The 26,041-nt window shown below is 41.2% G+C and carries 25 protein-coding genes; 16 read left to right on the forward strand and 9 right to left on the reverse strand.

Annotated elements, in window-relative coordinates; translation table 11 throughout:
- The first annotated feature begins 18 nt into the window (after positions 1–18).
- The 6 genes from pflB (at position 19) to H148_RS0106925 (ending at position 7,803) form a co-directional block, all read left to right on the forward strand.
- Positions 19–2,256, forward strand: coding sequence for a formate C-acetyltransferase (gene pflB, locus H148_RS0106900; protein ID WP_029034150.1), 2,238 nt, complete (start codon positions 19–21; stop codon positions 2,254–2,256).
- 100 nt (positions 2,257–2,356) lie between these two features.
- Positions 2,357–3,145, forward strand: coding sequence for a pyruvate formate-lyase-activating protein (gene pflA, locus H148_RS0106905; RefSeq protein WP_083961603.1), 789 nt, complete (start codon positions 2,357–2,359; stop codon positions 3,143–3,145).
- 133 nt (positions 3,146–3,278) lie between these two features.
- Entirely contained in the window at positions 3,279–4,901 is a 1,623-nt protein-coding gene (locus tag H148_RS0106910) for an aspartate:alanine exchanger family transporter (RefSeq protein WP_029034152.1), read from the forward strand.
- Positions 4,902–5,191: 290 nt separating this feature from the next.
- Positions 5,192–5,581: a DUF4383 domain-containing protein gene (locus tag H148_RS0106915; protein WP_029034153.1), complete on the forward strand. Its 390-nt coding sequence runs from the start codon at positions 5,192–5,194 to the stop codon at positions 5,579–5,581.
- Between the two features lie 9 nt (positions 5,582–5,590).
- Complete coding sequence (locus H148_RS0106920; RefSeq protein WP_029034154.1) at positions 5,591–6,940, forward strand: serine hydrolase domain-containing protein; 1,350 nt, start codon at positions 5,591–5,593, stop codon at positions 6,938–6,940.
- 92 nt (positions 6,941–7,032) lie between these two features.
- Positions 7,033–7,803 (forward strand): PepSY-like domain-containing protein, encoded by a 771-nt coding sequence (locus H148_RS0106925; protein WP_029034155.1) that lies wholly within the window; start codon positions 7,033–7,035, stop codon positions 7,801–7,803.
- Positions 7,804–8,264: 461 nt separating this feature from the next.
- Here H148_RS0106925 and H148_RS0106930 read toward each other — a convergent pair whose 3' ends face one another.
- The 5 genes from H148_RS0106930 to H148_RS0106950 form a co-directional block, all read right to left on the reverse strand.
- A complete protein-coding gene (locus H148_RS0106930) occupies positions 8,265–8,846 on the reverse strand; it encodes a DUF1989 domain-containing protein (protein ID WP_029034156.1) in 582 nt (193 codons plus the stop codon).
- Positions 8,830–9,441, reverse strand: coding sequence for an FMN-binding negative transcriptional regulator (locus H148_RS0106935; protein ID WP_029034157.1), 612 nt, complete (start codon positions 9,439–9,441; stop codon positions 8,830–8,832). Before H148_RS0106935 ends, H148_RS0106930 begins: the two co-directional genes overlap by 17 nt.
- Before the next feature lie 2 nt (positions 9,442–9,443).
- A complete protein-coding gene (gntA, locus tag H148_RS0106940) occupies positions 9,444–10,124 on the reverse strand; it encodes a guanitoxin biosynthesis heme-dependent pre-guanitoxin N-hydroxylase GntA (protein WP_029034158.1) in 681 nt (226 codons plus the stop codon).
- Between the two features lie 105 nt (positions 10,125–10,229).
- Positions 10,230–10,496: a SemiSWEET family sugar transporter gene (locus H148_RS0106945; RefSeq protein ID WP_037324721.1), complete on the reverse strand. Its 267-nt coding sequence runs from the start codon at positions 10,494–10,496 to the stop codon at positions 10,230–10,232.
- Positions 10,497–11,354, reverse strand: a complete 858-nt coding sequence (locus tag H148_RS0106950; RefSeq protein WP_029034160.1) for an SDR family oxidoreductase — start codon at positions 11,352–11,354, stop codon at positions 10,497–10,499. It lies immediately after the preceding gene.
- A gap of 136 nt (positions 11,355–11,490) precedes the next feature.
- Here H148_RS0106950 and H148_RS0106955 point away from each other — a divergent pair, with 136 nt between their 5' ends.
- The gene (locus tag H148_RS0106955) at positions 11,491–12,717 is read left to right on the forward strand and encodes a BaiN/RdsA family NAD(P)/FAD-dependent oxidoreductase (protein ID WP_037324724.1); all 1,227 of its coding nucleotides are present in this window, start codon (positions 11,491–11,493) and stop codon (positions 12,715–12,717) included.
- On the opposite strand, the gene H148_RS0106960 is transcribed toward H148_RS0106955, so the two are convergent.
- Positions 12,692–13,513 carry an SDR family oxidoreductase gene (locus H148_RS0106960; protein WP_029034162.1) on the reverse strand — a complete coding sequence of 274 codons (822 nt, stop codon included), beginning with the start codon at positions 13,511–13,513 and terminating at the stop codon, positions 12,692–12,694. The genes H148_RS0106955 and H148_RS0106960 overlap by 26 nt on opposite strands.
- Before the next feature lie 95 nt (positions 13,514–13,608).
- Here H148_RS0106960 and H148_RS0106965 point away from each other — a divergent pair, with 95 nt between their 5' ends.
- The 9 genes from H148_RS0106965 (at position 13,609) to H148_RS0107005 (ending at position 22,099) form a co-directional block, all read left to right on the forward strand.
- Positions 13,609–14,694: a diphosphomevalonate decarboxylase gene (locus H148_RS0106965; protein WP_029034163.1), complete on the forward strand. Its 1,086-nt coding sequence runs from the start codon at positions 13,609–13,611 to the stop codon at positions 14,692–14,694.
- Between the two features lie 77 nt (positions 14,695–14,771).
- On the forward strand, positions 14,772–14,918 hold the full coding sequence (locus tag H148_RS19030; RefSeq protein WP_083961595.1) for a DUF4160 domain-containing protein: 147 nt from the start codon (positions 14,772–14,774) through the stop codon (positions 14,916–14,918).
- Between the two features lie 82 nt (positions 14,919–15,000).
- Complete coding sequence (locus H148_RS0106975) at positions 15,001–15,261, forward strand: DUF2442 domain-containing protein (RefSeq protein ID WP_029034164.1); 261 nt, start codon at positions 15,001–15,003, stop codon at positions 15,259–15,261.
- Positions 15,258–16,196, forward strand: a complete 939-nt coding sequence (locus H148_RS0106980; RefSeq protein ID WP_029034165.1) for a mevalonate kinase family protein — start codon at positions 15,258–15,260, stop codon at positions 16,194–16,196. The genes H148_RS0106975 and H148_RS0106980 overlap by 4 nt, the downstream gene beginning before the upstream one ends.
- A gap of 11 nt (positions 16,197–16,207) precedes the next feature.
- Positions 16,208–17,113, forward strand: coding sequence for a geranylgeranylglycerol-phosphate geranylgeranyltransferase (locus H148_RS0106985; protein ID WP_029034166.1), 906 nt, complete (start codon positions 16,208–16,210; stop codon positions 17,111–17,113).
- Between the two features lie 515 nt (positions 17,114–17,628).
- Positions 17,629–18,531, forward strand: a complete 903-nt coding sequence (locus tag H148_RS0106990; protein WP_029034167.1) for a pseudouridine synthase — start codon at positions 17,629–17,631, stop codon at positions 18,529–18,531.
- Positions 18,532–18,791: 260 nt separating this feature from the next.
- Positions 18,792–20,189 (forward strand): type III PLP-dependent enzyme domain-containing protein, encoded by a 1,398-nt coding sequence (locus H148_RS0106995; RefSeq protein ID WP_029034168.1) that lies wholly within the window; start codon positions 18,792–18,794, stop codon positions 20,187–20,189.
- A gap of 64 nt (positions 20,190–20,253) precedes the next feature.
- Complete coding sequence (gene speB, locus H148_RS0107000; protein WP_029034169.1) at positions 20,254–21,129, forward strand: agmatinase; 876 nt, start codon at positions 20,254–20,256, stop codon at positions 21,127–21,129.
- Positions 21,122–22,099, forward strand: a complete 978-nt coding sequence (locus tag H148_RS0107005) for a deoxyhypusine synthase family protein (RefSeq protein WP_029034170.1) — start codon at positions 21,122–21,124, stop codon at positions 22,097–22,099. Before speB ends, H148_RS0107005 begins: the two co-directional genes overlap by 8 nt.
- A 382-nt stretch (positions 22,100–22,481) precedes the next feature.
- Here the strand turns inward: H148_RS0107005 and H148_RS0107010 are convergent, their stop codons facing one another.
- The 3 genes from H148_RS0107010 to H148_RS0107020 are packed head-to-tail and all read right to left on the reverse strand — an operon-like array spanning position 22,482 to position 26,041.
- Entirely contained in the window at positions 22,482–23,837 is a 1,356-nt protein-coding gene (locus H148_RS0107010) for an MptA/MptB family glycosyltransferase (protein ID WP_029034171.1), read from the reverse strand.
- Between the two features lie 12 nt (positions 23,838–23,849).
- The gene (locus H148_RS17395) at positions 23,850–25,352 is read right to left on the reverse strand and encodes a cellulose synthase family protein (protein WP_051286257.1); all 1,503 of its coding nucleotides are present in this window, start codon (positions 25,350–25,352) and stop codon (positions 23,850–23,852) included.
- The gene (locus tag H148_RS0107020) at positions 25,352–26,041 is read right to left on the reverse strand and encodes a glycosyltransferase family 2 protein (protein WP_029034172.1); all 690 of its coding nucleotides are present in this window, start codon (positions 26,039–26,041) and stop codon (positions 25,352–25,354) included. Before H148_RS0107020 ends, H148_RS17395 begins: the two co-directional genes overlap by 1 nt.

The raw sequence follows: 26,041 nt of genomic DNA on the forward strand, positions 1-26,041 counted from the left end.
CAGCTAAAAACAAAAACTATGCTTAACCTATCTCAAGAAGTACTTGCGCTTCGCGAAGGAGCCTGGAACAAAACGATCGATGTCAGGGATTTTGTGACATTAAATGTAAGTCCATATTACGGAGACGCTTCTTTCCTTGTTGGGGCCACAGAAAGAACAAAAGAACTGTGGAGAATATGCCTTCAGGCTATGAAAGAGGAGAGGGATAGGAATGGCTGTAGAGCTATTGACACAGAAACGATTTCAGGTATTACCAGTCATGGGCCTGGATATATTAATAAGGACCTCGAGGTAATTGTAGGTTTGCAAACCGATGAGCTTTTAAAAAGAGCCATGAAGCCTTTTGGCGGAATTCGTGTGGTAGAAGGAGCTGTGGCCGAAAAAGGTCAGCAGGTAACACAGCGTGTTAAGGAGATCTTTGATTATACCAAAGACCATAACAACGCTGTGTTTGCTGCATACGATGACGAGATAAGAAATTATCGTTCCCAGGGAATACTTACCGGCTTACCCGATAATTATGCCCGCGGAAGGATCATTGGAGATTACCGCCGTCTCGCCCTCTACGGAATTGATCGTCTTATCGAAGCTAAAGAAGAGGATAAACGACTGGTGGACGGCGAAATGACAGAACACAAAATTCGTCTTCGTGAAGAGATCACAGACCAGATCATTGCTCTTAAAGACATCAAAAAAATGGGCAGCATGTACGGGCTCGATCTTAGCAGGCCGGCACAAAATTCCCGTGAAGCTGTACAATGGGTTTACATGGCCTATCTTGCCGCGGTTAAAGAGCAGGATGGAGCAGCCATGTCTCTTGGGAATGTTTCTTCCTTCCTGGATATCTTTATCGAAAGAGATCTTGCTGAAGGTTTTATTACCGAAGAGGAGGCCCAGGAATTCATTGACCAGTTCGTAATGAAACTTAGAATGGTACGCCACCTTCGTCCTGAAGCTTATGATGAGATCTTTGGGGGAGACCCTACCTGGGTGACCGAAGCTATTGGCGGACAATTCAACGATGGAAGAACAAAAGTATCTAAAACCTCTTTCAGATTTCTGCAAACGCTTTATAACCTTGGTGCTTCACCGGAACCCAACCTTACGGTGCTATGGTCACAGGACCTGCCTGAAGGTTTCAAGGAATTCTGTGCACAGGTTTCCATAGACACTTCTTCCATTCAGTACGAAAATGATGACTTAATGAGGCTCGTAAGAGGCTCTGATGACTACGGAATTGCATGTTGTGTTTCTTACCAGGAACTTGGGAAACGTATCCAGTTCTTTGGAGCAAGGGTGAACCTGCCAAAGACCCTTTTAATGGCTCTTAATGAAGGGCGGGAAGAGAACTCTGGTCAGACTTTACTGGAAGGTATTCCTTCTATGGAAGATGAATATTTGAATTACGATGAGGTAATGTCAAATTTTAAAAAGTCAATGGTTGAAGTGGCCAGGGTATACTCCAAAACCATGAACATCATTCACTACATGCACGACAAATATTACTATGAGAAAGCACAACTTGCATTTGTAGATTCAGATCCGGGGATTGAAATGGCTTATGGAATTGCAGGAATTTCTATCATTGCCGATTCCCTTTCAGCAATAAAATACGGAAAAGTCAAAGCCATCCGAAACGAAGAAGGTCTTACTGTAGACTTTGAAGTGGAAGGAGATTATCCCAAGTTTGGAAATGACGATGAGAGAGTAGATGAAATAGCCCGTGAGATTACCCGTTTCTTTTCACAGGAACTGGCTAAACACAAATGTTATAAGAATGCCTTCTCTACACTTTCTCTGCTCACCATCACCTCCAATGTGATGTACGGCAAGAAAACCGGAGCCACCCCCGATGGCAGAAAAGCAGGCGAAGCTTTTGCTCCCGGAGCAAACCCAATGCACGGCCGCGATGAACATGGAGCTATAGCCTCCATGAACTCTGTAGCAAAACTGGATTACCGGGATGCGCAGGACGGAATTTCCAATACTTTCTCTATTGTTCCAAAATCTCTTGGTAGTGACAGGGAAGCACAAGTCGAGAACCTGGTAGGTTTACTGGATGCGTATTTTGGACTAGCCGGGCATCATCTCAACGTTAACGTGCTAAATCGTGAAACTTTAATGGATGCCTATGAACATCCCGAAAATTATCCTCAGTTGACTATAAGAGTTTCAGGTTACGCGGTGAATTTCATCAGGCTCTCAAAAGCACACCAGCTGGAAGTGATCGCAAGGACCTTCCACGAAAGAATGTAGATTTGAGTTTTTGTTTTTAATTGAGCATCAGGAGATTTTCGCCTTCCCCCAAACGAGATCTCCTGATGTTTTTTTATTAATTTTCATAAAAGAATTTGACATGATAAAGGACGGTTTATTGATCCCTCAGGAAGTAGCACAGTTGAATTCCCCAACTTCCCAACAGCTTAGGGTACATTCCATAGAATCTTTCGGAACTCATGACGGTCCCGGAATAAGAATGGTGATCTTCGTACAGGGATGTCAGTTTCGATGCCTTTATTGCGCCAATCCCGATACTATGGATGTTAGGGGAGGCCATTTCCTGGATATCGAAGAATTAGTAAACCGTGCTGTAAAACAGAAGCCTTATTTCAGGAAAGCCGGGGGAGTAACAGTTTCGGGTGGAGAACCCCTTTTACAGCGTACAATTCTTAAAAAACTGTTTGACAGGCTGCACGAGGAAGGAATAAACACTGTACTCGATTCTAACGGCCGACTTATAGATCAACATGCAAAAGACCTGCTGGAGGTGACAGACCTGCTAATGCTGGATGTAAAGCATTTCAATAATGAATGGCACAAAAAGCTCACCGGATTATCAAATACCAGCACCTTTAAGGTTGCCGCACACCGGGAATCTACAGGAAAGCCTATGTGGTTAAGGTATGTTCTCGTTCCCGGCTGGAGTGACCAGGAGGAACATCTCCATGAACTTGGAAACCATTTCAAGAATTATAAAACCATTGAGCGTGTGGAAATCCTGCCTTATCACCAATTAGGCGTTCATAAGTGGGAAGCTCTTGGCATGGAATACAAGCTGAAGGATGTAAATCCACCCAATGCCCAAAAACTGGAAAAAACTGCTTCGATCTTCCGCAGTTACTTTAAGGATGTGCGGGTGAATTAATAGATTTATTTCGTAGGTCTTCATGAGATATACTTTTAAATAAGTAATCTTTGCAACGGCAAATTACTTCCGAAAAATGCCATTTTTGAAAGATTTTTTGTAGCTGATAAATTAATTAAATTTAGATATTTAAATGTCTTCACTTCTCGACTTCCTAAGCATTGATTATGTTGCTCTTTTTATAATCATTGGGTTAGGAATCATCCTGGGAAAGGTTTCTTATAAAGGCATGTCTCTGGATTCTTCTGCCGTAATTTTTGTGGCGATGTTCTATGGATACATGATGTTTTCCCAAGGGGTGGAGTTTGCCCTCCCTGGAATTATTCAGCAAACGGGACTGTTACTTTTTATTTTCACCATAGGAATGCAGGCCGGACCCACTTTTTTTGAGGTTTATAAATCCCAGGGCATGAAACTAATAAGTATGGCATTTTTGACGGTGCTGGTGGGTGCCATTTCCACCTTTGTTCTGGCAAATATTTTCGATGTTGACCACAGAATCTCTGTAGGATTGTTTGCAGGAGCTTTGACCAGCACTCCCGGTCTTGCCGCTGCTATTGAAGCTACCGGTTCCTCCCTGGCATCTATTGGATATGGTATAGCTTATCCCTTTGGAGTTGTAGGGGTAATTCTTTTTGTAAGGCTGGCACCTAAAATCTTTGCTACCAACATGGCTAAAGAAGAACAAAAATATACAGAAGAAACCCAGATCAAGATCCCGGAGGTAAGCCATCGAAATTTTATTGTAACCAATGAAAATGCCGATGGAAAAACTATTAAAGAATTAGACATTAGACTTATGACCAAGGCGAATATTTCCCGGGTGATGAGAGCAAATGAAACTTCTATCCCTCCGGCAGCAGATCTTGTGCTGCGCAAGGGTGACCTGGTAAGGGCTGTGGGCACAAAGAAAGCACTTAAAAGAGTGGAGTTGCTTCTGGGGAAACCAACGGATATCGATATCCCCGAAAGCGGGATGTTTGAGGTAAGATGGTATGTGATCTCCAAGCGAAACGTAGTAAACAGAACTTTGGGGGAATTGAATTTAAGGGAGAATTATAGAGCAACTGTTACAAGAATTCGGAGAGCAGGTATTGATCTACCTGCCAGGCCGTCGGTTAAACTGAGATTTGGAGATCGTCTATTAGTTTCATCAACTAAAGGAAATGTCAATGGTCTCAGTTTACTTTTCGGCGATAGTATGAAGGAAGTGGAAACAACAAGTTTTTTACCTGTGGCGCTGGGAATTGTAATAGGATTGATCCTGGGCGCGATTGAAATACCACTTCCCGGAGGCACTAATTTTTCCCTGGGGATCACAGGAGGTGTATTACTGGCGGCCCTTGTATTAAGCAGAATCGGAAAAACAGGACCAATCCTGTGGAATCTTCCCGGTACCGGCAATCACATCCTCCGGCAGTTTGGGCTTCTGCTCTTTTTAATTCCGGTGGGCCTGGCAGCCGGGAGCCAACTGGGACCTACTATTCAGGAATATGGTCTGAGCCTATTTGCCATTGGGGCGGGAATTACCCTGATTCCTATGATCACCGTGGTCCTGGTAGCGAGAATTCTTCTTAAAATGAACTTTCTGTCAGTATTAGGATCTTTGACGGGCGGAATGTCGAGTACTCCCGGGCTGAGTGCTGTTGATTCTATGACCAGTAGTGAAGGTCCGCAGGTAGCTTATGCTACTGTTTATCCATTTGCATTGGTTGCAATAATTATTTTTACTCAAATCCTGGGCTACATTTTGTAAAAACCGGTGCAAAAGGATTTTTTGGCCGTCGGTGGATTTTATAAATAGAGGAATTTAATTTAAGAATCCAATTCTTTGTTACTGGATTTTTGTGCTCCAGGTGGGGGTATTAGTCATCTTTGATAACCTTCTTATTTCCTGTTAGAAACCGGCCAGGAAATCCTGCAGCAGATCCTTTAACACGATTATGATGAAGAGGATAAACATGAATTGCTACAAGTATATTAGAATTAAGAGGAAAAATTCCTACATTTAAAAACCTGCAGTATTGACAAATCAAAATATTGAATATGACAAGACCTTTCAACACCGTAGATATGTTTGCTCTTTTGGTGGGTTTTCTTTTTTTAATACAGGGCATATGGAATTTAATTGATCCTCCGTTCCTTGAAATTTTTACATCAAACCTGCTGCATGCGATAATTCATGTTGTGTTGGGGATCATTGGTATCTGGACCGGTTTAAGAAGTGGTGCGTATATTTTTCTTTTATTCCTGGGAATACTTTTACTTACATTAGGTATTCTATATTTCCTTGAGCCCGCAAAGGAACTTCTTATCGAGCTTTTCAACGTCAATGTGGCAGTAGCCTGGCTCAACATAGGGGTAGGAGGATTATCTCTATTAGCCGTTATGGTGGGAGGAAAACCTCCTCAAAAAGTAAGTCCACGCAGTTACTAAATCTTTCACATGAAAAAGTCCCTCGGTATAATTGGGTTTCTGCTCGTGTTGGCCTTAGGAGTCATTATTTATATTTATTATCCCCGGCTCAATTTGATCACAGGTTTTGCAGCAAAGAACATTTGTTCCTGTGTCTATGAAGCAGAACGGGAGCCAGAATCTGTAGCTGCGCAGGATAATAATTTTGATCCTGTGAACCTTAGTGAATTTGAGGTGATGCCGAAAAAATTGGCTGCATCGGCCACTGTTTTTGGATTAAAGGAACGCACCGCTGTTTTTAATCCCGGATTGGGTTGTACTTTGCTTCCTCCGGGTGCGACCGTGAATGACCTGCCGGAAGAAGAACCACAACGGTTCAAAAATTCCAACTCAGATCCCTATCCATATGGTCACGGAACACCTTTAGATACTACATTTTCTGAGGTCAATTATGACCAACTGGAATTAGCTCTGCAAAATGCTTTTTTAGAGGATCATAATACCAGGGCTGTTGTGATCCTTCACAAGGATCATCTTTTAGCAGAAAAGTACAGCGGGGAATTTTCAGAAACCACTAAACTTTTGGGTTGGTCCATGACCAAAAGTGTAACTAGTGCAATGCTTGGGGTGCTTGAGAAACAGGGAAGGATTTCCCTGGAAGAAGATCACTTGTTCCCCGAGTGGCATGAAGATGCACGGTCACAAATAACCATCAACAATCTCCTGCACATGAACAGCGGATTAGCCTGGGAGGAAGATTACACAAAAATTTCTGATGTTACCAAAATGCTCTTTCTTGCCGAAGATATGTCCCAGGTGCAGCTTCATAAACCTCTTAAAGGGGAACCGGGCATTATCTGGAAGTATTCTTCCGGGACATCCAATCTTCTGTCGGGTTTAATTCGGGATCAGTTTGAAACTTATCAGGAGTACCTGGATTTTTGGTACAGGGAGTTGATCGATAAAATAGGAATGCATTCCATGACTCTTGAAGCAGATCTTGCAGGTAATTATGTTGCTTCATCCTACTCCTGGGCCACAGCGAGGGACTGGGCAAAATTTGGATTGCTTTATCTCAATAGAGGACGCTGGAAGGGAGAACAGATCCTTAATGAGGATTGGATTGATTATACTCTACAACCTGTTGAAGGCTCAAACGGTGAATATGGTGCCCACTTTTGGCTCAATGCAGGAGGAATATATCCCGATGTGCCCCGCGATTTATTTTCGGCAAACGGATACCAGGGGCAGTATGTTTTTGTAATTCCGTCTAAAGACCTGGTAGTAGTTCGTTTTGGACTTGCAGAGCATCCCGAATTTGATGTCAACGTTTTTCTCCGGGAAGTGATCGCAGCTGTAAATTCTGGTGCTGAGTTATAATGTACTGCTAAAGTTCTGCTAAATTTTCGCACTCTGGAAATTTTCAGATGAATACCACGTTTTAAAGCACATAACATTCTAAACTAACTGCTATGAAAAAATTAAAAATTCTTAGTCTGGCATTTGTGGCCATACTTACATTTAATTCCTGTTCCGGTGATGATGATACCGAAGATCCAGGAACAGATGTAGATCTCAACCTAACAGCAGAGCTCTCTGATGATTATATAAATGCCGCAGCTTTGCCACAGGCCGTTCTTGGTTACATTAGCGAAAATTATCCCGATAATACCATTCATGAAGCTGAAATTGAAGACAATGGTAATTATGAGGTAGAACTTAACAGTGGGACAGAATTGGTTTTTGATTCACAGGGGAATTTCCTGGGAATTGATGACGACGACGATGATAATTTTGGTGATGAGGATATTTCTCCGGGAGATCTTTCTGAAAAAATTCAGGATTTCATTAGCACTCACTTCCCCGGAACCACGATTGAAGAGGCTGAAATGGAGAACAACGGTAATTATGAAATAGAACTCTCTAATGATGTGGAACTCATTTTTGACGCAAATGGAAATTTCCTTGGCCGTGCAGATGATGATGATAATGATGACAGAGATGACGATGACATAGCGGTTTCAGAATTGCCGCAGGGGATTCTCGATTATATCGCTGCAAATTATCCGGACAACGACATCATTGAGGCAGAAAGAGAGGATGATAATACTTATGAAGTTACATTGGACAACGGAGTTGAACTAGAGTTTGATGCCGACGGAAATTTCATGAGTGCAGAGGATCATAATGGAGATGACGATGATGATGATGACGACGATAATGATGACGACAGCAACGACTAATTGTGAAATAGAATAGAATAAGAAAAGCTGCAGAAATTCTGCAGCTTTTTTTATGTTAGGATATTATATTGTGAAATCCACTCTTCATTAGTGAAAAATAATATTCGGGTTAGAAAGCACTCCTTTCCCCATTAGGTATGATCCTATTGGTTGTCAATTATTAAGAGCAGCAGCTAAATTTTTGTTAAGACTAATGGGATAAAAAATGTAATTTATACATTTAAGATCTTAGAGATCTAAAATGAAATTTAAAATTAATAAAGCTGTTCTACTTTCTGTTCTTGTTTTTGGTATGATAACAGTGATCTGTTTGAGCTATTTGTTTTCGCATATTTAACACGAGTCTTTAAATAATTTGTATGAAAAATCCGGAGGTTTCTCCGGATTTTTTATTTCGGAGGCTAAACTCCCTATGGTCTAATTTCCTTATTTAAAATTATGAGAAACCTGGAATCTGGCAATTATTCCATTATCTCGTAATGAATGGGCTTAAAGGTTCCATTGTTACTGTCTTCGGCAGAACAGGCCGTTAAAGCTACTATAAGATCCATTTCGGCCTCAAAGAGCACGTAATCTCCGGCTTTACTCATCGGCGGGTCCACGCTCAGTCTTCCCTGCTCATCGAACTGAACATTCATGAAGATATTGAACGCGGTGGGAACATCATCGGGTTCTATTCCGAAGGGAGCAAGATTAGTGTAAAGGTTTTCAAAGCAGCTGGGGTGATATTCGGGATTGTTATACATGATCCTGAAGGTTTCCGGACTACAAGGCGCCAGTAGAAAATCATTTCGTCCGTTTGTATCTTCCAGGATCTTCATCATTTTATTGCTTCGGTTGCTCCACAGCCAATCTTCTTTTGTGATCAGAATGCTCTCCTCAAAATCCAGGGTTTTTCCGGAAGAGATCTTTTCACGGGGATCTTCTGCATTGAACAACACCATATCACTTACCTGCTCGCCCTGTGGATCAATCACCTTCAGTTTTTGCCCTTTTTGAAGCTTAAAGGCTGCGCCGCTTTGTTTTTTAATGATCTGTACCATGTTCTTTTATAATATTTTTACTAAGGCTTAGGTCCTGTCGTTCTTCCAGGTGCCGGCATACAGAATGCACATCCTGTTTATCAAATCCCTGATGTAATTTTGCAATGGCCTGCACTTTTACCGGTTCACACCAAAATCCCGTGATTAAAGGAAGATGGTCTTCCAACATATCCCTTGGCAGGTCATTGTAATAAATTGGATTTTGCTGATCTTTCTCAAATGTTTTAACCAGATCTTGCAGGCTCTCTTCCAGCTCTTTTCGCGATTGAAGTTTCAGTTTGACATTTACGTGGACTGCCGAATAGTCCCAGGTGCTAATATTGATATCCTTATACCAGGAAGAAGAAACATAACCTTGTGCCCCATGGAAAATTAGAAGGGCTTCAATACCATTTTTGAGATATTTGTATTGTTCACTGGCTTCGGCTATGTGGCCGTATAGAAAGAATTTTTCCGGAGTACCTTTTAGAAGCACGGGAATGTGAGTAGCAAGAAGATCTTCCCCATTCAAAACAAAGGTTGCGAAGGGGTGATGTTGAATAAAATCGAAAATATATTGAGGATCCTGTTTAAGGTATTTCTGCTGCCGGAACATGTTTATTTTTTGTGGTTAAGAAAAGGACATTTCCATTCTTCTCCAACTTTTCTTCCACTATACTGACGTGCTTCGCTCCGTTCCCCGAAATCTTCCAACATTGGATTCATATTTCCCTGTAATGCAGTATCCCGTTCCCTGATTTTGTCTCTAACGGTGTAATAGGTGTTCATTTCCCTTAGTTTCTCAAACTGCCAGTGAAGATTAAAAGCAATAGCTGGATAAGGTGCCTGCCTCGCCTTTCTTGAACTGTTGGGATGTAAACCCACAATATAAAATGCCTTGCCCCCGAGACTAAAACTGAAATTTTTACTTTCAGGATCGGGGCTTACCGCTTCGTCCCATTTTACGTCGTCGATCTCATGCAAATGCTGTAGTTGCTCCCAGAGTGTCTTTTCAAATTCTTTTTCGGTATAATTCTGTTTTCCTTTAAATCCAGCTAAAAAAGTTAAAAATTCATTGGACTCAAAATCATAAGCAGCAATGTATTTCTTCAGGTCGGTCATAATAGCCTTTGCGGTTTCCCTGCTTCCGAAGTTATCGTATTCATGAAAGTCCACCTTGTCCATGCTGAATACGGTTTGGGCCATAATACACGGATGATCTTTAGCTATGATAAAATCTTCAAATTGAGATTTGGAGGCTGAAGCCTGGTCAACCTCGGGGGATGAAATTCGGGACATAAATTTGATTTGTGTAAAAATAAACCCTAAAAGTCTAATTCGCTCTTCGTTTAAGAATCCCTTAATTGAGATTTAAGTAAGATTAACAGCTTAATGGGGAATGAGTTACTTTTTCTCCCGATAGCGGTAAATTAGAAAGAGCATAAAACTGTTTAGCATAAATGCGACACCATTTGTAGCAATTATGGGGATGTCTTTTGTAATTATCCCATATACCACCCAAAGAGCCAACCCAGTAATGAGCACGAAAAACATCCCGGGAGAAACGTCATCCACCTCCTTTGTTTTCCAGGCTTTCCAAATTTGAGGAGTAACTGCCGCAGTTGTAAATACACCAGCGAAAAGACCCAAAATCTCTGTCCATCCTATCATTTAAGCTCCTACTACTTCGCCTCCGTTCACATGTAACACCTGTCCCGTCACATAACTGGCATCCTTACTGGCAAGAAAAACATAGGCCGGTCCTACTTCGCTCGGCTGGCCGGCTCTTCCCATGGGCACTTTTTTACCGAATTCAGCTACATGATCGGCATCGAAGCTGGCGGGGATCAATGGGGTCCAGATAGGTCCCGGCGCTACTCCGTTAACTCTGATATTCTTCTCGGCCAGCATTTTGGAAAGGGAACGGGTGTAAGCCGTAATGGCTCCTTTGGTACTCGAATAATCCAGCAAATGTTCACTGCCTCTGTAGGCTGTGACTGATGTAGTATTGATAATACTATCCCCGTCGGTAAGGTGTTTCAGAGCTTCTGTTACAGTATAGAAATAAGGATAAATATTTGTTTCAAAAGTTTTCCTCACCTGGTCTGAAGAGACTTGTTCCGGTTTTTCCTTGGGGAATTGCATCGCAGCATTGTTTACCAGGATATTCAAGCCACCAAATTTATCTACCGTCTTCTGCACTATTTCCCGGCAAAAAGCTTCATCCTTTAAATCTCCTTTTATGGTGAGACATTCCGAACCGGCTTTTTCAATCATCTCCTTTGTCTCTTCGGCATCTTTGTCTTCAGAAAGATAAACTATAGCCACTTTTGCACCTTCTTTGGCAAAATGAACGGCCACACTTTGGCCAATTCCGCTATCACCACCGGTAATGAGGGCAACTTTCCCTTTCAGTTTGTCGCTACCCTTATAATCTTTCCTGATCACTTCGGGCTCAGGTTGCATTTTTTGCTGTTTTCCGGGTTGTTTTTCCTGCTTTTGCTTCGGAAGGTCTTTTGGTTTACTCATGATTTCAACTTTTTGAAACTTAAAGTTATAGAACACTTTTAAGGTTGCGGAAGGTTTAAGAAAGATTTAGTGCAGGTTTAAACAAAAAATAACGTCTTATAGAAATCTCTACCTTTGCCGCTGAAAAATAACATTTTTGGAACCTCTTTCTTACGACATAATAATCATTGGTGGCGGTGCAGCCGGATTCTTTGCAGCCATCAATGCTGCGGAAATTGCGCCTGAAGCAAAAATCTGTTTACTCGAAAGAGGAAAGGAGGTACTTACCAAAGTTCGTGTCTCGGGCGGAGGCCGCTGCAATGTCACTCACGCCGAATTCCTTCCGAAAGAGCTTACTCGGAATTATCCAAGAGGAGAAAAGGAACTGCGCGGACCTTTCCACAGCTTTATGACCGGAGATACGATCGAATGGTTCGAGAAAAGAGGCGTACCGTTGAAGATCGAAGAAGACGGGCGAATGTTCCCTGAATCTAATTCTTCGGAAACTATCATTGATCTGTTTTTAGAGGAGTCAAAAAGGTTAAAAATAGACGTGCTTACAAAACAGGCGGTACAAAGCCTGAAGCAGAATAATGAGCTTTGGGAATTATCCACTTCTCAGGAAAATTTTACCGCAGAAAAGGTTCTTGTCGCAACCGGAAGCAACTCAAAAATGTGGGAGTTACTGAAGGAACTTGGCCATACCATTGTTCCCGGTGTACCTTCCTTATTCACTTTCAAAATTACCGATCAAAGAATTAAAGATCTCCCCGGGGTAGCTACAAATGCGGTAGTTAGGCTCAAAGGTGAAAAGCTGGAAACAAGTGGGCCGCTATTGATCACGCACTGGGGCATGAGCGGTCCGGCAATTTTGAAACTTTCAGCTTGGGGTGCGAGGGAACTCAGCGACAGGAAAAATTTCGAGATTGAAGTTAATTGGCTTCCTAAGCTTTCTTCCGAAGAAATTGTCGAAGAACTGCAGCGTCTAAAAAAAGAGAATGCAAAGCAGCATCCGCAGAAATATACACAATTTGATCTTCCAAAGAGATTGTGGCAAAGTTTAGTTCATGCTTCAGGAATTGGTGCTGAGGTTCGATGGGCCGATCTCAACAAGCAGCAGCTTGAAGAACTTACTATTCAGCTCACTTCGGGCATTTTTCAGGTGCATGGGAAAAGCACATTTAAGGAGGAATTTGTGACTGCAGGAGGTGTAGAGCTTAAAGAAGTAAACTTTAAAACTTTTGAAAGCAAGATCTGTAAAAACCTGTTTTTGGCAGGTGAAGTCTTAAATATTGATGCCATCACCGGCGGCTTCAATTTTCAGAATGCCTGGACCGGCGGATTTCTCGCAGCCAGAGCTATGAGTTCCGATTCTGCTGTTTGAAAACCATCTTGTTGAACCAGGAAGTGGGCAGGATCTTTCGGGCTAAAAGAACCACTCCGGCTCCCTTTCCCGTAGGATAACGCAGTTTTTGGCTTCCATCTGTGACAGCTTTGAAAACTGTTTTTGCAACTACCTCAGGACCGGGTGCTTTTTCATTCCTTTTCTTCATTCCGCTGAGAATGTTTCTCTCCATTTTTTCGTAACCTTTCACGTCATCATTTTCAAAGGTTTTTAGAGAACGGCCATGGAAATCGGTTTTGATAGCTGCGGGTTCAATTAATTTTACCTTAATGTTGAATTGCCTTAGCTCATATTGCAGGGCCTCGGTAAAACCTTCAAGTGCCCATTTACTGGAACAGTAAAGACTGTACAACGGAATGGTAAATCTTCCCACAACCGATGAGGTGTTGATGATCATTCCTTCACCTTTATTCTTAAAATAAGGGATAAATTCCCGGATAAGTTCCATGACTCCAAATACATTGACTTTGAACTGCTGCAACACCTCTTCTTCCGAGGATTTTTCGAAAGCACCTACAGCACCGAAACCGGCGTTGTTGAACAAAACATTTATACCCGGAAAATCCTTTTCGACTTCAGAAATTATATTTTTTAAATGTTCTTTCTTGGTGACATCCAGCTTGTAAAGTTTCAGGTTCGAAAGTTCCTTTAACTCGGTTTCCTCTTCAGGGGAACGCATTGTGGCTGCCACATTCCAACCTTTTTCGGCAAAAAGTTTAGCCGTTGCCCTTCCGATTCCGCTTGAGGCACCTGTGATAAGAATAGTTTTACTCATAAAATTTTTTTTGTTCTCTCGCCAAGATAGAAAATTAATGAGTTCGACAGGAGAAGGCTTTATCAGGAAAATCTATCTTTGTGTAAACTGCACACATGACCGAAAAAGATTTCATTCCGCAGCCCTATTCTGCAGTAGTGGAGGAGGGAGAGGTGACCTGGCAAAGCCCCAGCAATATTGCCCTCGTTAAATACTGGGGGAAACTGGAAAACCAGCTTCCGGCGAACCCTTCAATTAGTTTTACGCTAAATAATTGCCGTACCACTACCACTCTAAAATTTCAGAAAAGAGAAAAATCAGATTCAGGATTTGATTTTGAGCTGTTGTTTGAGGGGGAGAAAAAAGATTCTTTTCGTCCCAAGATCCAGGAGTTTCTGAAAAGAGTAGAGCCTTTTTTGCCATTTTTGAAAGATTATAAATTCAGAATTGAAACTTCAAATTCTTTTCCACACAGTAGTGGGATTGCGTCCTCGGCCAGCGGAATGAGTGCTTTATCCCTTTGCCTCATGAGTCTGGAAAAGCAACTCGACCCTGAAATGAAGGAAGATTATTTTATTCGAAAAAGTTCATTTTTGGCAAGGCTGGGATCGGGCAGTGCCTGCCGCAGCATTGAAGGGGATCTCGTAGTCTGGGGGATGCACAACAGCATTTATCAAAGCAGTGACCTGTATGGAGTGCCTTATAGAGGTGAAGTACACGACAATTTTAAAAATTACAGGGATACAATTTTGCTCGTTGATAAGGGAGAAAAACAGGTGAGCAGTACTTTAGGACATGGACTTATGAATGACCATCCTTATGCCGAAACTCGTTTTAGGCAGGCACACGACAACCTGGATAAGCTGAAAAAGATCTTTCGCAGTGGAGATTTGGAGGGTTTTATTAAAATAGTGGAAAGTGAAGCGCTTACTCTGCATGCTATGATGATGACGAGTCAGCCATACTTTCTCCTGATGAAGCCCAACACTCTCGCGATAATTAATAAGGTTTTTGAATTCCGTCAGGAAACCGGGCTGCATCTTTGTTTCACCCTGGATGCCGGAGCCAATGTGCACCTGCTGTATCCCGACAGTGAAAAAGAGGAAACTTTAATGTTCATCAAAACAGATTTATCGAAGTACTGCCAGGGCGAGCAGTATATAGAGGATCATGTGGGTAACGGAGCAAAGAAATTGGCCTGAAAATTGACTTAGATCATATCATGTAATGAATTACATTTCAGTTAAATGTATATCTTTGCTAGGTTAAGGGAATTGAAATGCCGACTGTACTTGTTGAGAGAGGTTTTAGGTTCTTTTTTTACTCTAACGAGCATTTACCAAAACACATACACGTTGAGGGAAAAGGAGGAGAAGTAAAAATTGATCTGGAATCGCTAAATTTAATGTACAATTATAATTATTAAAGACAGGATTTAAATGCTGTTTTGAAAATTATAAAACAAAATCGGTTCTATTTTCTTAGAAAATGGGATGAGTTTCACGGAAATGAAAACAGTTAAGACTGACATAAAAATTAGGGATGTGTTCTTCAGGGATGAGAAAGTTTTCTTTTCTTTAGAAGATGGTCGTGAAATTGGCGCTCCTTTAGAGTGGTATCCCAGACTTTACAAAGCTTCTAAAGAAGAATTGTTGGATTTTTCAATTTCCCCAGGTGGTTATGGGGTGCATTGGAACCGTGTGGACGAAGATCTTTCTGCCTACGGAATGTTAACTCATAACCAGGAAAAAAATACCCAGTCACTATGAAAGGACCTTTATTTTATTCAAAAATCTTACTCTTCGGAGAATATGGGATCATCAAAGACTCCAAAGGTTTATCTATTCCATATAATTTTTATAACGGGGCTTTAAAGGTGGATGAAAATCCTTCAGAAGAGGCACAGAAATCGAATGAAAGCCTTAAAAGGTTTGCAGACTATCTCAAAACGCTTCAGCAGGAAAAGCCGGAGTTGGTGCAATTTAACCTTGAAGAGCTAAAAACGGATATAGAGAAAGGCATGTATTTCGATTCCAGCATTCCGCAGGGCTACGGAGTGGGAAGTAGCGGCGCTTTGGTGGCTGCAATTTATGATGAATACGCAGTTGAGAAAATCACCGTTCTTGAAAACCTTACCCGGGAAAAACTTCTAAAGCTAAAAAAGATCTTTGGAGAAATGGAATCCTTCTTCCATGGGAAATCTTCGGGCCTTGACCCTTTAAATTCCTATTTAAGCATTCCGATTCTTATAAATTCAAAAGACAATATTGAACCTGCCGGTATTCCATCACAAACTCAGGATGGAAAAGGTGCAGTGTTCCTTCTCGACAGTGGATCTGTAGGGGAAACTGCTCCCATGGTAAACATTTTCATGGAAAACATGAAACAGGAGCCTTTTAGATTAATGCTTAAAGATCAATTTGTGAAACACACAGATGCCTGTGTGGATGACTTTTTAAAGGGGGACGTAAAATCCCTTTTTGGGAACATGAAGAAATTGTCACATGTTGTACTTGACAACTTTAAACCAATGATCCCTGCTCAATTTCATAAACTCTGGAAGAATGGTATTGATACTAATGATTACTACCTGAAACTTTGTGGATCTGGCGGCGGCGGTTACATTCTTGGGTTTACAGAAGACATTGAAAAGGCAAGAAAAGCATTGAAGGATTATCGTCTGGAAGTAGTCTACAACTTCTAAAGGACTCGTCCATGGCTTCGATTTCCAAAAAGCGGCTTCTGCTCAAGATTCTCAGCTTTATTTCGGTCATTAGAGGCTACAATATCCTGGTGCTGGTAATTGCCCAGTATCTTACTTCCATTTTCATTCTTGCGCCCGATCTCCCAATGAGACAGGTTCTTTTTGATCCCAATCTTTTTTTCATGGTTCTGGCTACTGCATCGGTTGTGGCTTCTGGCTACATCATCAACAATTTTTACGATAGCGAAAAAGATCTCATCAACCGTCCTCAAAAAACAATGCTGGACAGGTTTGTGAGTCAGCGAACCAAACTTTCAGTTTATTTTATACTCAATTTGGCGGGAATTTTTTTTGCAAGCTACATTTCGTTTAGAGCTGTGGTTTTCTTTTCCATTTACATTTTCGTAATCTGGTTCTATTCCCACCGGCTTAAAAAGATATTGTTTTTAAATAATTTACTGGCATCGGTTATCACTATCACACCATTCTTTGCCGTTTTTCTTTACTACAAGAATTTTGACACAGTTATCCTGGTCCATGCTTCTTTTCTATATCTCATAATTCTTATGCGGGAAATGGTAAAAGATCTGGAGAACATGAAAGGGGATCTGGTCCAGGGATACAGGACCATTCCCATTGTGTACAGCGAAAATTTGAGTAAAATGCTGCTTACTGTGCTGGCATTCCTTTCCATGATTCCCGTTTATTTCCTGATTTACGAATTTGAGATTGGCAAAATGGATTACTTCTTTTACGGAGCTGTGGTTTTACTGCTGGTTTTCCTCCTTATTCTTTACTTCAGTAAGGCGAAATGGCAGTATTTGCTGTTACACAATCTGCTGAAGTTCATCATCGTTGCAGGGGTTTTTAGTATTCTGCTTATCGATGTTGACGCGTTGTTGAGTAGAGTTTTTTGAGACTTTATAATTTATTATTTTTTTTAAACAAAAGATTTTCCCTTCGGTCATTAGAAATTCGTTTTAATTCATATTTGTTCATTTTTTTGCTTGTCCAAAAATACGAACCAAAAAAAGGACACTTTTTTGATAGGTGTTTCCAATTTTGCTCCCGCAAAATTAAAACCGCGCTCCCCCTGCTAAATTTTCTCCAAGGCTTCAAAAATTTTTAACGCCGGTGTAGCACTACACTTACAAAAAAGACACTTTAAAAGAATAATTTTGGTAGAAGTAATTGGTTTTGGGGTCCGGTAAAAAGAAGTTTTAAGATGTACATAAAAGATTCAGACTTTGGAATTTGGTGCTTGTATTTTGGAATTTAATTTTCCTCATCTTCAAATCTTCAAATCTTCACATCCTCGAATTACATTTTTGGTACTTGGAATTTATTTGAAAAATTACTCTGATAAATCAGATTTTTGACACCCGATGTTATTGTTAAACAAACTAGTATCTTTGCACAAAATTATTTTGATATGAGTAGAAACGAAAGGTCATCCGGAAGCAGGGGAGACCGTTCCTCCGGGAAATCTTCCGGAAGACAGGGTGGCGGGGAGCGTACAAAATCTCATGCCCGCGGAAATGCTCCGGTAAACCGGAATGAAAAGGATCCTAAAAATATGTCGCGTGGTAATGCTCCTCTTAAGAAAAAACAGGGAGCAGCTAAAGAAGACGGGATTAGACTGAATAAATATATTGCGAATTCAGGAGTATGTTCCAGAAGGGACGCCGATATTTATATTGCCGCAGGAAGCGTGACAGTGAACGGGCAGGTGATTACAGAAATGGGTCATAAAGTGCAACTGAAAGATGAAGTTAAATTTGATGGTCGCCGTATTAATCCCGAAAAACCCGAATACATCCTTCTTAACAAACCAAAAGGATTTTTCGTGACAGGTAGTCTGGAGAACAAGAACAGGACTGTTATGGATCTCATTGCCGGCGCTTCAAAGTCTAAACTTGATCCTGTTGGCAAACTGGAAACCCAGTCCACAGGTTTATTGCTTTTTACGAACGATGGGAGATTGGCAAAGAATCTTGCCAATCCAAAGAATGGAATAAGACAAATCTACCATATAGAACTGGATAAGGATCTGGCTTATGATGATCTTCAAAAAATTAAGGAAGGTGTGAAGCTGGAAGACGGAACTGCTAAAGTCACCGAAGTAAGTTATGTGGAGAACAAACCGAAGCGGGAGGTTGGTATCGAAATAAAAAGCACAAAATCTCATATTGTACAGCGTATCTTTAAAAGTCTTGGATACGAAATTGTGAAGCTGGATCGCGTGGTTTATGGCGGACTTACTAAAAAGGATCTCACCCGTGGGCACTGGAGAGTGTTGAGTAAACAGGAGGTGATCAACCTTACAAACATTTAATATTGTTTAAAAAATACATGTAAGATCAAGCCGAAAATCTGTACAGGGAGAAATGAAAAAATTCCTTTGACTTTCCGCCTTTTTAAAACATTTGTTTTAGCTTAGCTAATATGATGAAAGAAACACAACTGGGGCTCTCCCATTGGTTGTTAGTATATTCCATTCCGGGCTGTTTTGGCCTTAACAAACTTTTATCACCTTAATTTTTTAGCATTGGCTTATAATTTCTACTTTTTAACCTCTAAAAATATTAGTAAAAATTGAATACGAAGTACATCGATTTAATCGACCAGACATACTATTTCCCTCAGGAAGAATTTAAGGTTGAAGAAGGTGAGTTACAGTTCCATGGTATAGACCTTATGGAGCTTGTCAAGGAATACGGGGCCCCGTTAAAATTCACCTACCTCCCAAAAATTTCAGAAAATATAAATAAAGCCAAAAAGTGGTTTGCCGATGCTCTGGAAAAGCATGAATACCCTGGCAGTTACAACTACTGCTACTGTACTAAAAGCTCTCATTTTGAGCATGTTCTTAACGAGGCTCTAAAGAATGATATTCACATCGAAACTTCGGCTTCCGTAGATATTAATATTGTTGAGAATCTTAAGAAAAATGGTAAGATCACCAATGACACCTATGTTATTTGCAATGGTTTCAAAAGGAATGGTTATATCACCAATATTGCGAATCTCATCAATAACGGCCATAAAAACTGCATCCCCATTATAGACAATTATGAAGAGATCGATTTGCTCTCTGAAGCTATTGACGGGAAATACAAGATCGGGATAAGAATTGCTTCGGAAGAGGAGCCGAAATTTGAATTTTATACTTCAAGGTTAGGAATTGGTTACAAAAATATTGTTCCTTTCTTTAATAAACAAGTGAAGGATAATGAACAGGTGGAGCTGAAAATGTTACATTTTTTTATCAATACCGGAATTCGGGACACTGCTTATTACTGGAATGAATTGCTGAAATGTCTTAGAGTTTATATAAACCTCAAGCGTATTTGTCCTTCCCTCGATAGCCTGAATATTGGTGGTGGATTTCCGGTAAAAAATTCACTTCACTTCGAGTATGACTATAAATATATGGTCGAGGAGATCGTAAACCAGATCAAGATCGCCTGCGACGAAGCTGATGTCGAGCCACCTCATATTTTTACAGAATTCGGTTCCTTTACAGTAGGGGAGAGCGGCGGAGCGATCTACGAAATCTTATACCAGAAACAGCAGAATGACAGGGAGAAATGGAATATGATCAACTCATCATTCATTACAACATTGCCCGATACCTGGGCAATTAGCAAGAAATTTGTTATGCTGGCAGTAAACCGATGGAATGATGAGTATGAGCGGGTTTTATTGGGCGGATTGACTTGTGACAGTGACGATTATTATAACTCGGAGCAGAATACCAATGCTATTTATTTACCTAAATACAAACGCGATAAACCGCTGTACATAGGGTTTTTCAATACAGGTGCCTACCAGGATACTATTGGCGGCTTTGGTGGATTACAACATTGTTTGATTCCGCAGCCGAGACAGATTTTAATAAACAAGGACGAAGACGGAAATCTTGAAACTACCTTATTCAGCGATCAGCAGGAGCCTCAGGACTTTCTAAAAATACTCGGCTACGAGAAATAATTTAATTTTATTTTTTTTAAGTTTAACTAACAGAAGCAATTAGAACACAACAATCGCTAATAAAATGAGTAAAAAGAATTACGCCGGCATCCCGGACAAGTATGCACGTTTAGATGACGCAAAAGTAGTTTTGATCCCGGTTCCCTATGATGGAACAAGTACATGGGGTAAGGGTGCCGACAAAGGACCTGATGCTTTTTTGGAAGCTTCAGAAAATATGGAGCTTTTCGATATCGAAACCCGTACCGAAGTCTACAAAAAAGGAGTATATCTTGCCCCGCCGGTGACCGAAGATGCCTCTCCGGAAAAAATGGTGGAAGCGGTTCATAAGACCGTAAAGAACTATATCAAACAGGATAAATTCGTTACAATTTTTGGAGGCGAACATTCTGTTTCAATAGGAACAATCCGTGCTTTTAATGAAAGTTTTGAAGACCTTACCGTTGTACAGATAGACGCTCATGCCGACCTTCGTCCTGAATATGAAGGTTCAAGTTGCAACCACGCCTGTGCCGTGCATGAGGCAAGTAAAACAACGAACTTACTGCAGGTGGGAATACGTTCCATGGATATTTCTGAATTGGATCATATGGACGAGAATCAGGTTTATTGGGCTCATGATCTTTATGAAGACTGGATGGATGATGCGATTGGACAAATGACTCCAAATGTTTTCATTACAATTGATCTTGATGCATTTGATCCTTCGATCCTGCCATCCACAGGAACGCCTGAGCCCGGTGGAATGTTCTGGTATGAAACTCTGGAATTTTTAAAGTTGATGTTCAAAAAGAAGAACGTAGTAGGTTTCGACATCGTAGAGCTTAATCCGAATAAAGATGAAAGATCATCAGACTTTTTAGCGGCCAAGCTTTATTACAAAATGTTGAGCTATAAGTTCAAATATTTAAATCATAACGACGAAGACGAAGATGAGTAAAGGAAACGGAGCAATAACACAATTTTTAGATACACATTTCAAACACTTTAATGCCGCGGCTCTTGTTGATGCCGCAAAAGGATATAGAGAGCAACTGGACAAAGGAAACAAGATGCTCGTCACCATGGCGGGAGCCATGAGTACCGCCGAAATCGGGAAAAGTTTTGCTGAAATGATCCGTCAGGACAAGGTGCATTTTATCTCCTGTACAGGGGCGAACCTGGAAGAGGATGTGATGAACCTTGTGGCACACACACATTATGAAAGATTACCACATTATCGGGATCTTACTGCGCAGGATGAATGGGATCTACTTGAACGCGGATTAAACCGTGTTACCGATACGGCCATTCCTGAAGAAGAAGCTTTTAGAAGAATTCAGAAACATATTGTGAAGATCTGGAAGGATGCCGAAGCCGCGGGAGAAAGATATTTTCCACATGAATTCATGTACAAGCTTTTGCTTAGCGGCGTGATGGAAGAACATTACGAAATAGATCTTAAGGATTCATGGATGTATGCAGCAGCTGAGAAGAACCTGCCAATGGTAGTTCCCGGTTGGGAAGATAGTACCATGGGGAACATATTTGCTTCTTATGTAATGAAAGGTGAACTAAAAGCCAGCACTATGAAATCCGGTATCGAATACATGGGCTTCATAGCTGATTATTACATGAAAAATACCGACAAAGGAATTGGTTTTTTCCAGATTGGTGGAGGTATTGCAGGAGATTTCCCAATTTGTGTGGTCCCTATGTTGTACCAGGATATGGAGATGCATGAAATTCCTTTCTGGAGCTATTTCTGTCAGATCTCCGACTCTACCACCAGCTACGGAAGTTATTCCGGAGCGGTACCAAATGAGAAGATCACCTGGGGTAAACTGGATAAAGACACACCAAAATTTGTAATTGAAAGTGATGCTACAATCGTGGCGCCGCTGGTTTTCGCGTATATTCTCGGAATGTAAGGAAACATAAAATTTTATAGATCAATCCGGCATCTGCAAAGGTGCCGGATTTTTTTATTCTTTGTGGGGTAAATACTCCGAGGCTTGCCTCGTTAGTAAATATTGTAAAGTTTGAAAAAGTGTTCCACTAAAATGCTCCGTGGGCTTGCCCGCGGAGAAATTTTACTTAGGTATTTTTTGCCACGAATACACGAATAATTTTTAAGCCAAAGGCCCTTGTTTGTTGTTTGTCTCCTCGAGCGGAGTCGAGAGGTCCTCCGCTAATCCTTTATTAAAACGAAACATCTCTTATTCTTATAGAATTTTCTTCGTGATCTTCTTTAAAATCTTAGTAAGCTTTGGGGGAAATGGAACCCGCATTTATCTGCGCACATCTGCAAACTCAGCGGGAAACCTTTGCGCTCTCTGCGGATAATTTTTGGGGCCTTTGCGAGAAAATTTCATAAACCATCACTCCAAAAACAATCACATATTCCAAGGCAATCAGCCACAAATTTTCCCAGTATTCGGGTTGGGAATAAGCAAAATAACTCAGCACCACCAAGAAACTCCACACCTGAACGAATCTGTACCTCGTGAAAACCGAAAGCAACAAGGGGGTGGCCAGATACCACGGATGTACAGTTGTGGCTAAAAACAAATAGATTACCATGGCAAACATCATGCTGGCAAGCAAACCCTTCATTTCAGCATTTCGTTTTAAAGTCGATAACAGCAGTACCGACAAAAATACTACCCCCGCCAATACCGGACCGGCATAGCCAATGATGTTATAACCTTCCACCCGGTAACCAATCCACCTGATGAGGTAATAAATACTGGCATTAAACTCAAACTTTTGAAACCACAAGTTTATACTGGTAAAGAAATTTTCTGCAAAAGCCCCTGAAAGGAACGGCAGAAAAAACAAGAGAAGTAAAATTGCCGTTATTGCATAATATCTCAATGCTTTCTTCCATCCAAGTCTTCTAAAAAGTAATGGTAGAAATATGAGTGGAATTAATTTTACTGCGACTGAACAGGAAAATAAGAGGGCGCTAAAAAGCCATTTTTGACGCTGTAGTAAATAAAAAGCTGCCAGCAGAAAGAACAACATGACTCCTTCAAAATGCAAATTTCCGGTGAGTTCGATAATAATCATCGGATTCAGCAGGTACAGGAAGATATTACTTTTGGGGAGGTTGAGGTTTTTAAGGATTTGGCTTCCGAAGTAAAAGATTCCGATATCGGCAGCGATAATAAAGATCCGGAGCCAGATGACGCTCCCGAGAATACTACTACCGCCGAGGGAAGCGGCCAGGGCAAAGAATATCTGGTTAAGTGGCGGATAGTTAGTTGGATTTCCGGCGCTGAGGCTTCCCATTCCTTCAAACAGTTCCCCGGCTCCCGAAAATGGCAAATTTCCTGAAGCAAAGTATTCAGCCGGAGTAATTAAATAAGGATTAATCCCCTGCAGTAACAGTTTGCCATCCCAGATAAATCTGTAGAAGTCCTGAGACAGATTGGGAATTGCGAACAGGAAAAGCAGCCGGAAAATAACTGCAGCAGCCAGCAGTATCTTTAAGTTATAGCGCTGCATCTGAAAAAACCTCCAACTTAAAAAGAAGAGTCCACCGTAGAGGGTAAAAAGTTTAAAAAAATCGGTCCTCTCCAGGTCGTAGGCGAACGCGAGGTAAAAAGCGCAGCAGCTTAAAAAGATGAGGATTGGAATCTTGTGGAGGTGCAGAAATCTTCTCATATTTTTTGGACCTCACAAATTTTCAAAACCTGTTAAGTCTGATTTTTTATCCGGGAAAATTCCAATGTTCAAAGATGCTAAAATCACATAAGAAAATCCGAAGAACATCATGATGTGGAATGGCAGCAGACTGTAGCTTTCAATTCTAAATGCTGAAAATATCCCGAAGGCGAACAGTAGCATCAATAGTATTTCCAGAACCAATTGAAAGCTGATCTTTACAGGGATTTTGACGGTCGTTTCCGATTTACTGCCCAAATTAAATTTTGGGGTCCTGATGAATTCGCTCTTTTTTCCGAAATGTCCTTCCAAAATAGCAATACTGTTGTGCAGGGAAAGTCCCATGGCAATAGAAAAGAAGGTGATGAATATTCCGATGAATTTAAACAAAGAGAGAGGGTCTTGTTGATGCGCTTCTTTATAAGCTGCATAATAAGTGACAAAGAAAATCACCGGGCTTAAAATGAAGATTATCATTCCGGTGAAGATCCCGGCGTATGCAGGATCATCAAGTAAGAAAAGTACAGGGATGCTAACTATTCCCATTAAAAGCACTACTAAAAAGAAGCTGCTGTTGAGCAGGTGGAAAAAGCTATGGAAACGGGTTCCAAAACTAACATTTGTGTTCCAGAAAACCTTCTTGTAGTTTTTCTGAAAATTCTCTGCCGCTCCTTTATTCCAACGGAATTGCTGGGAACGTGCGGCTGCAATAGTAATGGGTAATTCTGCCGGGGTTTCCACATTTTCAAGATACTTGAATTCCCAGCCTTTGAGTTGCGCCCGGTAGCTGAGATCAAGATCTTCGGTGAGGGTATCACCTTCCCAGTTGCCTGCATCCAGGATGCAGCTTTTTCGCCAAACGCCTGCGGTACCATTGAAGTTGATGAAATGATTCCCATAGTTGCGGCCCGTCTGTTCCAGGATAAAGTGATAATCCAGAAGAAATGCCTGCAATTTGGTAAGCAAAGAATAATCCTTATTGAGATGTCCCCAGCGGGTTTGCACCACGCCAAGATTTTCATTTTTGAAATAGGGGATGGTTTGCTTCAGCCAGTCCGGCTTCGGAAGAAAATCGGAATCAAAAATAGCAATAAATTCGCCCATTGCAGTTTCCAGTCCGGCTTTAAGGGCTCCGGCTTTAAACCCTTTTCGATGGCTTCTGGTGATGTGCTGAATGGGGAAGCCTTCAGCTTGTAATTCAGAAATAATTTCCGCAGTAAGAGCAGCGGAATCATCTGTAGAATCATCCAATACCTGGATTTCCAGCTTTTCCCGAGGATAAGCTGTAAGAGAAATGTTCCGAAGCAGGCGTTCTACCACGGGCTTATCGTTGTAGAGTGGCAGCTGTATTGTGACAAAAGGAATTAGAGAAGGATCTGAAAAATCCCATTTTTGAGAGGAATCTTTTTGTTTCCGGCTTTTGAGGAAATTGATAAGAAGGTGCAACAGGGAAAGGCTGTAGAGAAACACTACGAACATCAACAGTGCAAAAATGATAAGAATTGCTGTTCCCATTACTTGAAACTGTATTTAAAGATCCAGGTGAGGATCTTGACCCCTGCCATAAAAGCACCTTTTACGGTGCCCGAAACTTTGGATTCGCCAATACGATTGCGATAATGCACCGGCACTTCTTCATAGCTGTAGTTCTTTTTTAACGCTTTTAGCTGCATTTCCACCGTCCAGCCGTAGGTTTTATCTTCCATTTCCAGAGCCAGCAACTTATCGTATTTAATAGCTCTAAAAGGTCCAAGATCGGTAAAGCGGGCATTGAATAACAACTTCATCAGGTTTGTTGCCAGCCAGTTCCCGAAAATCTGCGGAAAGGTCATCGCGCCTTTTTCCCGCCAGCGTTTTACCCTTGCTCCAATCACCAGATCTACATCCCGTTGCAGGATCGGCTCTACTATCTTTTCCAGTTCCTGCGGATAATCGCTGTAATCCCCATCTAAAAATACGATAATTTCGGGCTTTTCCGGAAGTTGTGCCACGTAATCCATGCCTTTTAAGCAAGCGTACCCATATCCTTTTCTCGGCTCTCTTAGAACTGTAGCCCCTGCTTTAGCGGCATTTTCCCCGGTGGCATCTGTGGAATTATTGCTCACCACGATCACCTCGTCCACAATTTTGGGTATATCATTTACCACATGACCAATTGAATCAGCTTCATTGTAGGCGGGAATAATGACTTTTATTTGAGGCAT

Origin of the sequence: Salinimicrobium terrae DSM 17865 (genome assembly GCF_000424665.1) — a bacterium.
GTDB lineage: Bacteria > Bacteroidota > Bacteroidia > Flavobacteriales > Flavobacteriaceae > Salinimicrobium > Salinimicrobium terrae.